10 protein-coding genes are annotated in these 16,649 nt (G+C 62.4%); all 10 read right to left on the bottom strand.

The genetic code is table 11. The features are described from left to right. Positions 1-265: 265 nt before the first annotated feature. Complete coding sequence (locus tag H0W47_RS10125) at positions 266-1,933, bottom strand: restriction endonuclease subunit S (protein ID WP_296923887.1); 1,668 nt, start codon at positions 1,931-1,933, stop codon at positions 266-268. Positions 1,934-2,039: 106 nt separating this feature from the next. Further along, positions 2,040-2,486, bottom strand: a complete 447-nt coding sequence (locus H0W47_RS10130) for a PIN domain-containing protein (RefSeq protein WP_296923889.1) — start codon at positions 2,484-2,486, stop codon at positions 2,040-2,042. A gap of 12 nt (positions 2,487-2,498) precedes the next feature. Beyond that, positions 2,499-2,735 (bottom strand): type II toxin-antitoxin system Phd/YefM family antitoxin, encoded by a 237-nt coding sequence (locus H0W47_RS10135; RefSeq protein ID WP_296923891.1) that lies wholly within the window; start codon positions 2,733-2,735, stop codon positions 2,499-2,501. Between the two features lie 191 nt (positions 2,736-2,926). Continuing rightward, positions 2,927-3,358: a type II toxin-antitoxin system VapC family toxin gene (locus H0W47_RS10140; RefSeq protein WP_296923893.1), complete on the bottom strand. Its 432-nt coding sequence runs from the start codon at positions 3,356-3,358 to the stop codon at positions 2,927-2,929. After that, positions 3,355-3,588 (bottom strand): plasmid stability protein, encoded by a 234-nt coding sequence (locus tag H0W47_RS10145; protein WP_296923895.1) that lies wholly within the window; start codon positions 3,586-3,588, stop codon positions 3,355-3,357. Before H0W47_RS10145 ends, H0W47_RS10140 begins: the two co-directional genes overlap by 4 nt. A gap of 105 nt (positions 3,589-3,693) precedes the next feature. Continuing rightward, positions 3,694-5,160 (bottom strand): class I SAM-dependent DNA methyltransferase, encoded by a 1,467-nt coding sequence (locus H0W47_RS10150; RefSeq protein WP_296923897.1) that lies wholly within the window; start codon positions 5,158-5,160, stop codon positions 3,694-3,696. A gap of 94 nt (positions 5,161-5,254) precedes the next feature. Then, complete coding sequence (gene hsdR, locus H0W47_RS10155) at positions 5,255-7,723, bottom strand: EcoAI/FtnUII family type I restriction enzme subunit R (protein WP_296923899.1); 2,469 nt, start codon at positions 7,721-7,723, stop codon at positions 5,255-5,257. Positions 7,724-8,039: 316 nt separating this feature from the next. Then, entirely contained in the window at positions 8,040-9,473 is a 1,434-nt protein-coding gene (locus H0W47_RS10160) for an efflux transporter outer membrane subunit (protein ID WP_296923902.1), read from the bottom strand. Between the two features lie 5 nt (positions 9,474-9,478). Next, positions 9,479-12,724 carry an efflux RND transporter permease subunit gene (locus H0W47_RS10165; protein ID WP_296923904.1) on the bottom strand — a complete coding sequence of 1,082 codons (3,246 nt, stop codon included), beginning with the start codon at positions 12,722-12,724 and terminating at the stop codon, positions 9,479-9,481. 736 nt (positions 12,725-13,460) lie between these two features. Continuing rightward, positions 13,461-16,631, bottom strand: a complete 3,171-nt coding sequence (locus tag H0W47_RS10170; protein WP_296923906.1) for an efflux RND transporter permease subunit — start codon at positions 16,629-16,631, stop codon at positions 13,461-13,463. Between the last annotated feature and the right edge of the window lie 18 nt (positions 16,632-16,649).

Consider the following 16,649-nt stretch of genomic DNA (forward strand, 5'->3'; position numbering starts at 1 on the left):
CACGGGGATCCCAACAGACGCTCATGTTTGCACGCAAGGGCAGCGCACGCGACCAAATGAGGCTCCCTTCTCTCGCCCAGCGGGGCGAGGGAAGGGCGGGGGGTTGGGAGTGGGGACGTGGTACCTACTGTCCAGAACGGACTCCAGCCGCAGCGTGATACCGCAGAGGATTTGAGCGCTTCCCGGATCGATTTATGAGTGAAATCGGCCTACAGCCCTTATCCCACGGGCGCAAGCAGCTATCAATAACAGAGTAAGGGCATGGTCAGGCCACCTCTTGCACCAACACCTGCGCCAGCAACCCCTGCTGATTGCGGGCGGTGGTGAGGCGCTGGCGCAGGTCGGCGCACAGGGCGCGCAGGGAGGCTACGCGGGCGACGATGCGGGATTGTTCGGCGAGGGGTGGTACAGGCAAAAGCAGCACGTCCCACTTTCCCTTGCTAATGATCGGTGTTGCTGATCCGGTGGCTGCATAGACAACGGCGACCATAAAGTCGCTTGATGACATTGCGTTCAAGACGTACTCGGCAGAAACCAGCACCGGATGGATGCTATTGATCTGTTGGTTGAATGCTGTGGCATATGAGGCGGCGGCACATTTGCTTATAGAACCACCGATGCACACCATCAGAACATCGCCAATTTCCGCAACTGCGGACTCCATACGACCGCTTTCAGAAATGAACTTTTCGGCAGGCAATATGTTTCCGTTGGGAGTAATTTGCCCTGGTCCTATAAATGGAAAGTCGCCGTCAAAATATTCCGGCCGATTGGATGCTGGTGTGCCGCCCGTCTGCGTCACACCAATACTGCCGACCCTTGCCCACTCCCACCCCTGCGGCAAATCAAACGGCTTTTCATCCTCAGCAACCGGAGGCAACGGTTTGTCGCGTTTGATCTTGCCTTGGGCGATGAGGCGGTCTTTCTCGGCGCGGATAGATTGCAGCAGGGTGCTGGCGGGTTCGTCTTTGGGGTCTTGGGGGACGAGGAGGCCGCGCACTGCGAGTTGGAGGATGGTTTGCTCCAGGGCGTCTACGGCTTCGGGGCGGTCGAGCAGCAGGTCGAAGTGGATGGCGACGCGGTGCCAGTTCTCCGTCAGCTCTTCGGGCGTGGTGCTGGCGGTGAGGGTGCTAAGCAGGGTGGCGACGAGCTGGGCGTGTTGTGTGGCTTCGAGGCGGGCCTTGGCCTGGAGCGCGTCGCACAGGCGCATGAGCTCTTCGACGCGGGTGACGATGCGGGATTGTTCGGCGAGGGGTGGAAGCGGGAGTTTTGCGTCGCCGAGTTTTGAAAGGGTGACGCGCGTAATGGCCACGCCTGTCATCCCATCGCGCATAGCCTGATAGAAGAATGGCGAACGCATTACCAGAGCTAGGAACTCTGAAGTCAATCCGCAGCTTGGCTTGATTACACCAACACTCGACAGCAAACTGAACGGTTCACGAAGCGTGTTGATGGTCAAAATTCCAGTTGTCGCGCCATCCTTGATATAGAGAATGTCCCCATATTCAGGATCGCAGCGAGCAAAGATTTCTTCATGAATGGCTTGCGGCACATAGGTTGCGCTGGAAATATCAATGCCCCACGACTTGATATTTTTTGCCGACAAATATTTGAAATCACCAGCGGGAAAGTTCGCTGGCGAGTGATGTGTCCCATCGGTAATTTTTTTCGACGCAGTTCCAAGACGCACCCACGCCCAGCCCTGCGGCAACTCAAACGGCTTCTCATCCTCCGCAATCTCCGCCAGCGGCTTGTCCCGCCTAATCTTCCCCTCGGCAATCAGCCGGTCTTTCTCCGCGCGAATCTTCTTCAGCAGCACGCACGCCGGTTCATCACTCGCGTCTTGTGGCACCAGATTGCCCTGCACAGCCAGGGTCAAAATCAGCTCGCGCAGCCTCGCCACGCCGTCGGATGCGGTGGCTAGTAGGTTCAAATTTGATAGCAACATACGCAGGTTAAACGGGGGCTAGAAGGTGATTTGGCATATAAAAGTCCATTCACTACACAGTGTGTAGCGAATCTCAACGGACTTCTCAATCTCAATGGGTCAAAAGACCACTCAGTAGCGGTGAGCGTTGTGCGGCAAACGGGTCTACCACCGTAACGCCGCGCCAGGTAAAGCCGTTCTGAAAATCTTCACTCAGCAACAGACGGCAGTGACTTTCAGCAGCGACGGCCAAAATGAGGGCATCCCACATTGGCAGTTGGTGGTCCACCACGAGATCGAGTGCCGCTTGAAACGCCGACCAGTTGGAGTCGGCCACTTCAAAGCTGTCTGCCCAGCCAAGCACTGTCTCGCGCACGCTTGAAAGTGGGCGCCGCGCTTTGCCGGTCAACACCCGCGTCAACTCCCCAAGCGCTTGCGCGGGCAACACGACGGACGCCATCGGGAGTTGTTCTATCAATTGCAAGGCCGCTGTGCAGCGCGTTTCATCGCCCAGCCCTTCGGCATAAACGAGGATATTGCTGTCCAGGGCTACACGCATGGGCCAGTCTCCTTAGCCTTGGTACAGTTCATCGCGGGTCCAGTCGCGGGCACCGGAAGCTTTGTTCTGACGCAGGCGTTTCAACAAAGTCTGCCGTGCCATCTGGCGCGGACCACTCTCACGTGCAACGGGGCTAATGGTGGCCACGGGTTTGCCGCGCGACAGGACGGTGACGACTTCGCCCGTGGCGACATCACGCAGCAGACCGGAGAAATGCCGATTGGCATCAGCGGCGGAGATGGTTTTCATAGGACACCCTTCAATGTAGTGATTAACACTACTTTAGCTCGATAAACGGTGTTGGTCAAGGGATTGGGCCAATAGGTCGCGCAGCTCATCCCGCAGCGCCTTGGGGCCTCCCCCGTAGGCGCTGGTAGTCGAAAAGAGGGGGTCTAATTTGACAGCAGCATGCGCCCGCTCTGTTGGCGTTATAGGGTGTTTTACCGGGAGGCGCTAAACGTCCACGGGTTGAAAATCTCAATGCCGGTTTCGCGGAAGTCCCGCGTGTTGCGGGTGGCCAGCATGAAGCCGTGTGTGCTGGCGATGGCGGCAATGGCGCAGTCGGCAAAGCTGATGGGGTTGCCATTGGCGCTTGCGCGGGTATTGACGTCGGCAAAGGCTTGTGCGGCCAGGGTGTCGAAAGGCAATATGCGCCCATCAAACAGGGGCAGCACTTGTGCTGTCAGCGCCAGCTTTAGCGCGTCGCGGCGGCGCCCGGCTGGCATGGCGGCGATGCCAGACAACAGTTCGGCCAGGCTGACCGACGTGAGGTAAAGCGTTTGCGGCGCTTGGGCGTTTAGCCAGTCCAACAGCGCAGCATCGGGTGCCGGTTTGAGGGGTTCTGACACCACGTTGGTGTCCAGAATGATCATTCAAACCCCGCAGCGTCCACCGCGCGGGGGTCGCGGGGCAGGTCTAGCGTGACGCCGCCCAGGCTTTGGCCGACGGCAGCCAGGGCCGTGCCCATGCCCAGCGCGGGGCGCACGGCGTTTTCAAGGATGGTGCGGATTTCAGCTTCGGTGCTGCGGCCGTGCTGGGTGGCGCGCAGCTTGAGTGCGCGGTGCGTGGCCTCGGGGATGTTTCGGACGGTGACTGACGACATGGGCTGCCCTCCTTTGAACTGGCTTGAATGATATCAATCATTCATATTGATGTCAATTTTAACCGTGAACCGGCTTCTTTTTTAATATCTAACTACGCAGGTAGTTCAAGGGCTGTCGAGCGATTTGGCTAATATGTCGCGCAACTCATCGCGCAACGCCTGGGCCTCGCCTTGCAGGCGCTGGTAGTCGGCCAGCAGGTGTTCGGGGTCGTGGTCTTGCACCTCGCCCACATGGGGGTTCTTTTGGTCGAGGTTGTAGTTGGCGGCTTTGATCTGGGCGATGCTGACCTTCCAGGCGCGTTCGTTCTCCACGCGGCTGGCAAAGCCATCGGCGTCGGTGCCCCACCAGGCTTTCTCGGCATCGAACTCTTCGATGCGGATGGGTTTGGTCTTGTTGTAGTTCTTCACCCCCGGCGGGTACGGGTGCTCGTAGTACCAGACGTCGGTGGTGGGCTGGCCTTTGGTGAAGAAGAGCAGGTTGGTTTTGATGCCGGTGTAGGGCGCAAACACGCCGTTGGGCAGGCGCACGATGGTGTGCAGTTTGCACTCGGCCAGCAGTTGCTCTTTGATGCGGGTTTTGACGCCTTCGCCAAACAGCGTGCCGTCAGGCAGCACCAGCGCGGCACGGCCACCGGGCTTGAGGATGTGCTTGATGAGCACCAGGAACAAGTCCGCCGTTTCTTTGGTGCGCACGTCAGCCGGAAAGCCCTGCTCGATGCCCGGCTCTTCGGTGCCGCCGAAGGGTGGATTGGTCAGAACGATGTCAACACGCTCCGCTGACGTGTATTCCCTGAGCGGTCGGGCCAGTGTGTTGCCGTGCACGATCTGACTCGGCACGGCGATGCCGTGGAGCATGATGTTGGTAATGCACAGCATGTGGGGCAGCTGCTTTTTTTCAACGCCGCCCACACTGGTTTGCAGCAATGCCTCCTGGTCGGGCGTGTGTACCTGCTTGCGCAGATGCTCGATGGCGCAGACCAGAAAACCGCCGGTGCCGGTGGCGGGGTCGAGCAGCTTTTCACCCAGCTGCGGGTTGATCTGATCGACCATGAACTGGGTCACGGCGCGGGGGGTGTAGAACTCACCTGCGTTACCGGCGCTTTGCAGATCACGCAGGATTTTTTCATACAGGTCGTTGAACTGGTGGCGCTCGGTCTGGCGGTTGAAATCAATGCCGGCCAGCTTGTTGATGATCTGGCGCAGCAGGTGGCCGCTCTTCATGTAGTTGAAGGCATCTTCAAACACGCCGCGCACCACAAAGCCGCGCGGGTTGCGCACGGGGTCGGCACTCAGACCCTTGAGGCCGGGGAAAAGCTCGTTGTTGACGAAGTTGAGGAGGGTGTCGCCGGTGATGCCTTCGGCATCGGCCGCCCAGTTGCGCCAGCGCAGTTCATCAGGAATGGGGCTGGTGTAGCTGTCGCGGGTGAGCTCCAGGTCTTCTTCAAGCGCATCAAATACCTTGAGGAACAGCAGCCAGGTGAGCTGGCTGATGCGCTGGGCATCGCCATCGACGCCGCTGTCCTGGCGCATGACGTCCTGGATGGATTTGATGGTCGGGGTGAGGTTGGACATCTATAAGGCTTAAGGGAAAAGTTCGGAGTGTTTTAAGGCTCTAGCCCTTGTGGGATGGGCGCAAGCAGCTATAAATTCAGTAGCAAGTGATGGCTTATGGCGCGGCAGTGTAGAGCTCGTTCTCCAGCGCCTGCAGGGCGGCCAGGTACTGTGGACGGCCACCGAAACTCTTGACCAGTTCCACCGGGCTGCCCAGCGTATTGAGCGGCTGCACGCGCAGAACCTCGTCGCTTTCCATGGCGGCAATGCCTTCGTCGGCGTATTTGTCGAGCAGCGCTTCCAGCACCTTGCGCGCGGTGGCACCGTATTGGGTGAAGACGTTGCGCTTTTTGACGCGCCGCGCGCGCTCGCGCCGGGTCAGCGGCGGCATGTTCCAGGCCACGTGCAGCAGCAAATCAAACGGGTCCAGCCCGGTGAGGCCGGAGGCGGCCACTTCTTCAGCCAGGGCCTCGACCAGCACGCCGTGCTTTTCAAGTTCTTCCAGCAGCGCGGCCTTGCGGTCGGCGGCGCTCCAGGCGTGCAGAAAGGCGTCGAGCGAGGTGTATTGCTTTTGCAGGTTGATGCGGGTGTAGTCGCGCAGGCTTTCGGTGATGAGCTTGCCCTCGGCGTTCAGGTACTGCACGCGCTCACGGGCGACGGACACGGTGACCTGGTTGCCCAGCACGTATTTGGTGACGGGCGTACTGCCGCCACCGAAAGGGCCGAGCGGGTCTTTGGGCTGGCCTTCGACAGGCTCAGGCCGAACGGGGTTGGGGTTGGCAGGGTCCAGCGGATCGGGGGTATCGGGCGGTGCAATCGGGTCGTCACCCTTGGGCTCGTAGATCTGCACCGGATCACCGTCAAAGTCCTTGTCGGCAAACAACTCGGTGGCGCGTTTGAAATCGAGAATGGTGAACCAGCTTTTGCCCAGGTCTTCGCGCAGGCGGGTGCCGCGGCCGATGATCTGCTTGAACAGGGTCATGGACTTGATGTTCTGGTCCAGCACGATGAGCTTGCAGGTTTGCGCGTCCACGCCGGTGCTCATGAGTTTGGACGTGGTGGCGATGACCGGCAAGGCCTTTTCGGGGTCAATGAAGTTGTCGAGCTCGCGCTTGCCTTCAGGGTTGTCGCCGGTGATCTGCACCACATAGTTGGGTTTGGTGCCGCAGAGGTCGGCATTGGCATTGCTGAGGGCCTGCCGCATGCGGGCAGCGTGGTCGATGTCTTCACAGAACACGATGGTCTTGGCCATGCGGTCGGTGGCCTTCAGATACGCGGTAATGCGTTCTGCCACGACGGCGTCACGCGGCTCCAGCACCAGCTTGCGGTTCATGTCGCGGCCGGTGTAGACGCGGTCTTCGATGAGCTGGCCGGTGTTGTCGGTCATGCCTGCGGTGGGGCGCCATCCAAAGGTGTCTTTGTCCAGGTCCACCCGAATGACTTTGTAGGGCGCCAGAAAGCCGTCTTCAATGCCCTGCTTCAGGCTGTAGGTGTAGATGGGCTCGCCAAAGTAGAAGGTGTTGGAGATCTCTTTGGTTTCCTTGGGCGTGGCGGTCAGGCCCACATGGGTGGCACTGTTGAAGTAGGTCAGGATGTCGCGCCAGGCCGAGTCTTCGGACGCGCTGCCGCGATGGCACTCGTCCACCACGATGAGGTCGAAAAAGTCGGGGCTGAACTGCTTGTAGATGTTGGACGCTTCCTCGGTGCCGGTGACTGCCTGGTAGAGAGAAAGATAAATCTCGTAGCTTTTGTTGACGGCCTTGGTGGTTTTGTCTACCGCCAGGTCCACGTCGTCCACTTCGAGTTGCCCCTGGTCATTGATGCGCTCAATGCCTTTGGCATTGGGGCTCAGCTTGGCCATGGCGCCTTTGAATGGGCGAAAGTCGTTGACCATGGTCTGATCGATGAGGATGTTGCGATCAGCCAGAAACAGGATGCGTTTTTTGGCGCCGCTCTTCCACAAGCGCCAGATGATCTGGAAGGCGGTGTAGGTTTTGCCGGTGCCGGTGGCCATGACCAGCAATGCGCGCTGCTGGCCGGCGGCAATGGCCGCGACTGTGCGGTTGATGGCATTGATCTGGTAGTAGCGCGGTATTTTGCTGGGCGAGTAGGCAAAACCTGCGACGCGCTGTACTTCGGGCGTCCAGCCCTTCCATGCGCAATACCGCGCCCACAATTCGGCCGGGCTGGGGAATTCGTCGAGCGTGAGGTTTTGTTCCAGAACGCCGGTGGTTAGCGTGGAGTCGCGGAACACAAAGCCGTCGCCGTTGCTGGTGAAACTGAATGGAACATCAAGCAGCTGCGCATAGTTGATGGCCTGGGCCATGCCGGCGCTCACCGCATGGTTGTTGTCTTTGGCCTCGATCACGGCCAAGGGGATGTTGGGCTTCAGGCACAGCACATAGTCGGCAAACAGAACGGTTGACTTGTCACGCTGCGCCTTGTTGCCCCTGACCACCACGCGCCCGGCCCGCAGGGGGAATTCGCGGTAGATCTGGTCCATGCCGTGCCACCCGGCTTTCTCCATGGCCGGGCGGATGAACTTGTCGCAAATGTCGCTTTCGGAAAGCTTCTTCTTGTCCACCAGCTTCTCCTCCTCCGTTGTGGGGCCGCCTTATGCACGCGAACAATGCGTCCGTCCGGTACAGGGTTCCTTCTGTTTTGCTGCTGGACCTGATTGTCGCCCGAGATGGGCCCGCCCCCGCACAGGGGGCCCTTTGAAGGACGAATAGGGTTCGGGTCAAGAGATGAGGCGTTGTGGCCGACTCCGGCGGGTGCGCAAACCCCTATGAGCGCCGCCGGGTACAGGATCGCTTATTGAATCTGCACTCTAATATGAATTAGATCGACCTCCAGCCCCTATACAGCAAGCGCAAGCAGCTATCAAAACAGGAGCGGGATCAAGGCTGCTGTGCTGCCTGCCAACCCCCGCCCAGTGACTGGATCAGCGCCACCGCCGTGGTCTGGCGATCGGCCATCGCCTGGACCAACGCGCGGCGGGCGCTCAGGGCTGTGGCTTGGGCAGAAATCACTTCGGTGAATCCGACCTGGCCGGCGCGGTAACGGTTGAGCACCTGCTGCTCGACGAGGTCTGCCGCTTCCGAGGCTTGGCGGCGCAGCTCCTGCTGGACTTGCAACACGCGGGTGGCGGCGAGCTGGTCTTCGACGTCCTGGAAAGCCACCAGCACGGTCTGGCGGTATCGCGCCACTGACTGATCGTAGGACGCGGTGGCGCCATCGACGCGGGCGCTGGTGGTGCCGGCGTCGAATAAAACCTGTGCGGCTGACAGGCCCAGCGACCAGATCAGGCTGGGTGCGGAAAACAGGTCCGCGATGCGGCTGGCTCCGGTACCGGCTGACGCGCCCAGCGAGAGGTTGGGGTAGTAAGCGCTCTTGGCGATGCCAATCTGCTCGTTGGCCGACGCCACCCGGCGTTCGGCTGCAGCGATGTCGGGCCGGCGCTGCAGCAAGGTGGACGGGACGCCCACCGGAATATCGGGAACGGTCGGCTTCCAGGCTACTGGCGGCAGCGAGAAATTGCCCGGCGCCTCGCCGACCAGCACGGCAATCGCGTGTTCGAGCTGGGCACGCTGGCGCTGCAGGCCGGCATTGTCGGCCTGTGCGTTGGCCAGTTGGGTCTGCGCCTGCAGCACGTCGGTTTTGGCGACGATGCCGGCGGTGTAGCGGTTCTGCGTGATTTCGACGGAGCGCCGAAAGCCCTCCAGCGTGCTTTCCAGCAGCCGCTTTTGCGCATCGGTCTGGCGCAATGCGAAGTAGTTGGCGGCGAGTTCGCCCTGGGCCGAGAGTTTGGCCGAGGCCAGGTCGGCGGCGCTGGCCTGCGCGCCGGCCGAGGCGCCATCGACCGCGCGTCCAAGGCGGCCCCAGACATCGGGCTCCCAGCTGCCGCCTATGCTGAGTTGGTAGTTGTTGCCGACGCGCCCGCTCGCCCCCGTCGTGGTGTTGCCGCTGCTGCGTGAGCGAGAAGCGCTGCCGTCCAGCGCGACAGACGGGAACAGCGAGGCGCGCTGCTCGCGCACCAGCGCACGCGCCTGGGCATAAGACGCCACTGCGATGGCCACGTTCTGGTTGGACACTTCGACGCGCGCCGCCAGTTCGTTGAGCACGGGGTCGCCGAAGAGCTGCCACCAGGGGCCACGGTCCAGCATGTCGGCCGGTGTGGCGCTGACCCAGTCGCCGGCTTCCTTGTAGGCGGCAACTTCGGCAGTGGCCGGTCGCCGGTAGTCCGGGCCAACGGCACAACCGGCGGCCAGCAGTGCCAGGACCATGGGGGCGAACAGGTGGCGCGGCAAGCGCAGGGTCAGGTATGGGGTCATGGTGGTCATTGCAGTTGCAGTGGCGCGTGTGGGGGCGGCGCGCTGTGGTCGTCAGGGTGGCGGCTGAGATGGTGCTCGGACGCGCCGCGGCGGCGCAGCTTGTCCATCAGCACGTACACCACTGGCGTGGTCAGCAGGGTGAGCAGCTGGCTGGCGATCAGCCCGCCGATGATGGAAATGCCCAGGGGTCGGCGCAGCTCGGCGCCCTCGCCGAAGCCGATCGCCAGAGGCAGCGCACCCAGCATGGCGGCCAGCGTGGTCATCAGGATGGGGCGAAAGCGCAGCAGGCAGGCTTCACGCACCGCATCGACGGCGGACAGCCCGCGCGAGCGCTCGGCCTCGATCGCGAAGTCGATGATCATGATGGCGTTTTTCTTGACGATGCCGATTAGAAGGAAAACGCCGATCAGTGCAATGATCGAAAACTCCATCTTGAACATCAGCAGCGCCAGCACCGCGCCAACGCCAGCCGAGGGCAGGGTGGACAAGACAGTGATCGGGTGGATCAGGCTTTCGTAGAGGATGCCCAACACGATGTAGATCACGATCAGCGCCGCCAGGATCAGCAGCGGCTGCTCCTGTTGCGACTGCTGCGCATTGCGCGCGGTGCCGGCAAAACTGCCGCGCACATGGTTGGGCAAGCGGATTTCGGCTTCTGCCTTCTTCACCGCCTCCTGCGCCTCGCTGAGCGGCACACCTTCGGCGAGGTTGAAAGACACCGTGGTCGAAAGCTCGCCATCCTCGTGGCTGATCGACGAGGCCGTGGCGTTTTCGCTGAACTTCGCAATCGCCGACAGCGGCACCATGGTGGTCAGCGACGAACTCAGGGCCTGGCCGGAAGAGGGGTCGCGCAGCGCCGGATTGACCACGGTGGTCGCGGCCCCCGGCACCGCGCTGGCGAGCGTGCTGCCGCTGCCACCGCGTGCCGGCACATAAATGTCCTTGAGCGACTCGGGGCTCTGGATGTAGCGCGGCGCCACGCCCATGATCACCTTGTACTGGTTCAGATCCGCATAAATCGTTGCGACCTGACGTTGGCCGAAGCCGTTGTACAGCGCGTTGTCAACGTCGCGTGAGCTGATACCCAGTCGCGCCGCGCTGTCCTTGTCTACGGTGACCATGGTCTCAACGCCGTTTTCCTGCTGGTCGGTGTCCACGTCGGTCAGCTCGGGTTGAAGCTTCATCTGTTGGGACAACCGCGTGGCCCAGAGCTTGAGTTCGGCGCTGCTGTCACTCTTGAGCGTGTACTGGTAGGTCGAATTGCTGGCGCGCCCGCCGCCGCGCAAATCCTGCACCGGGTTCAGGAAAATGCTGATGCCCGTGATCTGAGCAAGCTGCGGCCGCAACCGGGCGATCACCGCCTGGCCCTTGTCGCTGCGCTGGCCCACCGGTTTGAGGTTGATGAACATGAATCCGCCGCCGGCGCGGGAGCCGCCGGTAAATCCGACCACGGTGTCGACGGCCGGGTCGGCGCGGATGATATCTACGATGGCCTTGAGCTTGGTCTGCATGGCCTGGAAGGAGATGCTGCGGTCAGCACGTATGCCACCGCTGATCTGGCCGGCGTCCTGCTGCGGAAAGTAACCCTTGGGAATCGATATGAACAGGTAAACATTGAGCGCAATCACCGCCACCAGGCTCAGCATCACAATGCCGCGGCTGGCCAGCGCCCAGTCCAGGCTGTGCTCGTAGCCACGGTGCACACGCTTGAAGCCATTGTCGAACCAGCGAGAAAGACGCCCCGGCGGCTTGCCCTTCGCTTGCGGCTTGAGCAGCCAGGCGCACATCATCGGTGTGGTGGTCAGCGAGATCAACAGCGAGATCAGCACCGCCGCCGACAGCGTCACGGCGAACTCGCGGAACAAGCGTCCGACCTGGCCGCCCATGAAGAGTAGCGGGATGAATACCGCCACCAGCGACAGACTGATTGACAGCACCGTGAAGCCGACTTCGCGCGCGCCCAGCAGCGCGGCCTTGAAACGGTCCATACCGGCCTCGATATGGCGGCTGGTGTTTTCCAAAACCACGATGGCGTCATCGACTACGAAACCCGTGGCCACGGTTAGCGCCATCAGGCTCAGGTTGTTCAGGCTGAAGCCCAAAAAGTACATCACCCCAAAGGTGCCCAGCAGTGACACCACCGTTGCCACAGCGGGGATGACGGTCGCGCGTGCGCTGCGCAAAAAGGCGCTGACCACCAGCACCACCAGCACAATCGAGATTAACAAGGTGATCTCGATCTCGCGCAGCGAGGCGCGGATGGAGTTGGTGCTGTCAGAAGCCACCTGCAGCACCACGTCCTGCGGCAGTTGCGCCTGCAGCTCGGGGATCAGCGCGCGCACGCCGTCCACCGTGGCAATCACGTTGGCATCGGGCTGGCGCGTGATCAGCACAATCACTGCGCGCTCGCCGTTGAACAGGCCCAGGGTGTTGATGTTCTCAACGCCATCCACCACCTCGGCCACGTCGCTCAGGCGGATGGCCGCGTTGTTGCGCCAGGCCACGATCATGTCGCGGTAGTCGGCAGCCTTGCGTCCGCCGCTGGCGGTGTCTGACCCCGAATAGATCTGCAGGCGTTGCCCGTTGCCTTCGATGGCGCCTTTGGGCCGACTCGCATTGGCGGCCTGGAGCGCCGCGCGCACATCCTCGGCGCTGACGCCGTAGCGGTTCAGCGCAAACGGCAGCAGGTCCACACGCACAGCAGGCAGCGAGCCGCCGCCGAGCTCGACGTCGCCGACGCCAGGCACCTGCGCGATTTTTTGCTGAACCAGGTTGGAAACCTCGTCGTAGATCTGGCCGGGAGAGCGTGTTTTGGAGGTCAGTGCCAGGATGATCACCGGCGCGGCCGCTGGGTTGGCCTTGCGGTAAGTCGGGTTGCTGCGCAAGGTGGCCGGCAAATCGGCGCGGGATGCATTGATGGCTGCCTGCACCTCACGCGCCGCTGCATCAATCTTGCGGTTCAGGTCGAACTGCAGGCTGATGCGGGTCGAGCCGTTGCTGCTGTTGGACGTCATTTCGTTGACGCCCGCAATCGTGCCGAGCCGCCGCTCCAGCGGTGTGGCGACGCTGCTGGCCATGGTGGAAGGGCTCGCGCCCGGCAGCGAAGCACTGACCGAAATGGTGGGAAAGTCCACCTGCGGCAATGGCGAGACCGGCAGCACGAAGAAGGCGCCGATGCCGGACAGCGCCAGGCCGACGGTCAGCAGCACTGTGGCGACTGGTCGGCGGACGAAGGGCTCGGAGAGGTTCACTTTTCGCCTCCTGCGAAGGCGGGCGTTTGGTGAACGGTGCTAACTCGCGATGGCGGTGGCTGGTGTGGCAAGCCGGGGGTTGCCCGGCGGCAACTCACTTTCTTTTTGCGTCGCCAAAAAGAAAGTAAGCAAAGAAAAAGGCGACCCTGCTGTCTGCGACCCCCTTCGCTGGCGCTACGGGGGCAGCCTGCGGTGCTCGGTCCAGCCGGGGTCGAGCTCGAACTCGCCTTCGGCTCAGACAATCGCTCGCCCTGATCCGTCTGGACCTCCGCTCCTCGGCGCATACAGAAGGGTGGTGGGTGCGGGAGCGGATTCGGGATCGGATTCGCAATCGGGCTCCGGCGGGGACGCGCTTTGCGCGACCCCGCCTCCCCGCATTCGTATTCATCCCCCCACCCGTCGGGCTGGGCCAAGGAGCACAGCCGAAAACGGATCAGGGCGAGCGATTGTCTGAGCGTAGCGAGTTCGAGCTCGACCCCGTTTTCGGCGAGCACCGCAGGTTGCCCGCAGCGAAGCGAAGGGACCCGGACCATCGGGTCGCCTTTCTTTTGGGTCCTTTTCTTTGGCGACGCAAAGAAAAGGACCTCGCCCGCCGGGGCGAGACCCGGCTTGCCTGAAGCACCGCCGACGTTCAAGCTGGCACAGGCTTCGACAGGCTCAGCCCGAGCGGTTGTGGTCTTCAAGCATGGATCCTGGATCAAGTCCCGGATGACAACCCGCGGGAAATGGAGGGCGTTCACACAGAATCCCTCCGCCCAAACCTCTGTCCCATCCTGTCAAACGCCAGATAAATCACCGGCGTCGTGAACAGGGTCAGCACCTGGCTGACGATCAGGCCGCCGAAGATGGACAGGCCCAGCGGGCGGCGCAGTTCGGCGCCTTCACCCCAACCCAGCATCAGCGGCACGGCGGCAAACAGCGCGGCCAAGGTCGTCATCAAGATCGGCCGGAAGCGCAGCAGCGCAGCCTGGTGAATCGCCTCCTGCGGTGACTTGCCTTCGTTCCTCTCGGCGTCGATCGCGAAGTCGATCATCATGATGGCGTTTTTCTTGACGATACCGATCAGCAAAATGATGCCGATGATGCCGATCACGCCGAGGTCGGAACCACTGATCATCAGCATCAGCAGCGCACCCACGCCGGCCGAGGGCAAGGTCGAAAGAATCGTCAGCGGATGGATATAACTTTCATACAACACGCCCAGCACGATGTAGACGCAGATCACCGCCGCCAGGATCAGCCACAGCTGGCTGGACAGTGAAGCCTGGTAGGCGCCGGCCGCACCCAGAAAGGTCATGGTCACGCTGGCTGGCAGGGCGATGTCTTTGGCCGCCTGCTTGACCTGGTCTACTGCCCGGCCCAGCGACACGCCGGACGCAGTGTCGAAGCCCAGCGTGGTGGCCGGGTACTGCGCCACGCGCGTGATCTGCAGGGGTGCCGGCTGCTCGATGATGCTGGCGATGCTGTTCAGCGGCGTGGTCGTGCCCGAGCCGGTGCGTAGCGGCAGGTTGCCCAGCGATGCAGGTGTGGTGAGCTGGTCCGGCATGGCTTCGAGGATCACGCGGTACTGGTTGGTTTCGGTAAAAATTGTCGAGACGATGCGCTGGCCAAAGGCGTTGTAGAGCGCGTCGTCGATAGCCGAGGTCGTGACGCCGACCCGCGAGGCGGTGTCGCGGTCCACCTTGATGTATGCCGAGCTGCCCTGGGCACCGGCGTCCGACGAAATGTTGCGCAGCGCGCTCAGCTCCTGCATACGCTGCGCCAGCTTATTGGCCCACAGCGCCACGGTGGCGGTGTCTGAGCCCTCGATGGACACGCGAAACTGCGTCGGCCCGGTTTCGGCGTCGATGGTCAAATCCTGTGTCGGCTGCAGGTACATCGTGACGCCGGCCACCTCGGCGGCGCGGCGCTGCAGCCGGTCCATGGTCTCCTGCTGGCTGCCGCTGCGGCTGCTTTTGAGGTTGATCAGCATGCGGCCGGTGTGCAGCATGGTGTTGTTGGCCGCGTCCACACCGATGAAAGAGCTCAGTGTTTCCACGTCGGGGTCTTCCAGGATGGCCCGAGCGGCGGCCTGCTGCAGTTCGGCCATGCGGGCGTACGACACCAACTGCGAGGTTTCGATGCGCGCCTGCAACTGGCCGGTGTCCTGCGTCGGGAACAGGCCCTTGGGAATCACCAGGTAAAGCAGCACCGTCAGCACCAGGGTGGCGACCGCCACCACCAGGGTCGCGCCCTGATGCCGCATCACCCAGGTCAGCGACTGGTCGTAACGCGTGATCACGTCGTTAAAAAATTTCTCCAGCCGTGCACCGATGCGGTCAGGGGCTCTGTCTTCACCAGTCGGGGCCGCGGGTCCGGCTTCGCCGGCCCGCAGGCGCAGCGCCCCCTCGGGGGGCAGCGAACCACGCGAAGCGGGGAGCGTGGGGGCTCTTTTTTTGAGCCAGCGCGCCGACATCATGGGTACGAGGGTCAGCGAGACCACGGCCGAGATCAGGATGGTGATGGCCAGCGTGATGGCGAACTCGCGGAACAGCCGCCCGACCACGTCGCCCATGAACAGCAGCGGGATCAGCACCGCAATCAGCGAGACCGTCAGCGAAATGATGGTGAAGCCGATCTGCTGCGCACCCTTGAGCGCCGCGGACATGGGCGTCTCGCCTTTTTCGATGTAGCGCGAGATATTTTCGATCATCACAATCGCGTCGTCGACCACAAAGCCGGTGGCAATCGTCAGCGCCATCAGGCTCAGGTTGTTCAGGCTGTAGCCCAGCAGGTACATTGCGCCGCAAGTGCCGATCAGTGAAATCGGCACCGCCAGGCTCGCGATCACGGTGGCGCGGAGGTTGCGCAAAAAGGCAAAAATCACCAGCACTACCATCACCACGGCCAGCAGCAGCTCGATCTCCACATGCAGCACCGAGGCGCGTATGCCGGTGGTGCGGTCGCTCAGGATGTCGACCTGCATGGCGGTCGGCAGGCCGGCCTGCAGCTCGGGCAGGCGCGCCTTGATGGCGTCCACCGTGGCAATCACGTTGGCGCCGGGCTGGCGCTGCACATTCAATATGATCGCGGGTTTCAGGCCGGACCAGGCACCGAGCTTGATGTTCTCGGCGCTGTCCACCACCTGCGCCACGTCCTTGACGCGAACGGCTGCGCCGTTGCGAAAGGCAATGATCAGGTTCTGGTAGTCGCTGGCGGCCAGCAACTGGTCATTCGAGTTGATGGTGTAAGAGCGCGTCGGGCCGTCGATGCTGCCTTTGGCGGCATTCGCGTTGGCGGCACTGATGGCAGTGCGCAGCGAGTCCAGGCCGAGGCCGTAGGAGGCCAGCGCCCGCGTATCGGCCTGGATACGCACGGCCGGGCGCTGGCCACCGCTCAGCGAGACCAGGCCGACGCCACTGACCTGGCTGATCTTCAGCGCCAGCCGGGTGTTGACGATGTTCTGCACCTCGGTCAGCGGCAGGCTGTCGGAAGTGATGGCCAAGGTCAGCACCGGCGCATCGGCCGGGTTGACCTTGGCATAGACCGGCGGCGCCGGCAGGTCGGCCGGCAGCAGCGAGCCGCCGGCGTTGATGGCGGCCTGTACCTGCTGCTCGGCCACGTCCAGAGCCAGGCCCAGGCCGAACTGCAGGGTGACGATGGAAACACCCGCCGCGCTGGTCGAGCTCAAACGCTGCAGCCCGGCCATCTGGCCGAACTGGCGCTCCAGCGGCGCGGTCACGGTTTGTGCCATGACCTCGGGGCTGGCGCCGGGGTACAGGGTCTGGACCTGGATGGTTGGGTAATCGACCTGCGGCAGCGCCGACAGCGGCAAAAACTTGAAGCCGACCAAGCCGGCCAGCACGATGGCCACCATCAGCAGCGCGGTGGCGACCGGTCGCAGGATGAAGGGACTGGACGGGCTCATGCGTGTGCGTGCCTCGTG

Source organism: Polaromonas sp. (assembly GCF_013817205.1).
Lineage (GTDB): Bacteria > Pseudomonadota > Gammaproteobacteria > Burkholderiales > Burkholderiaceae_C > Polaromonas.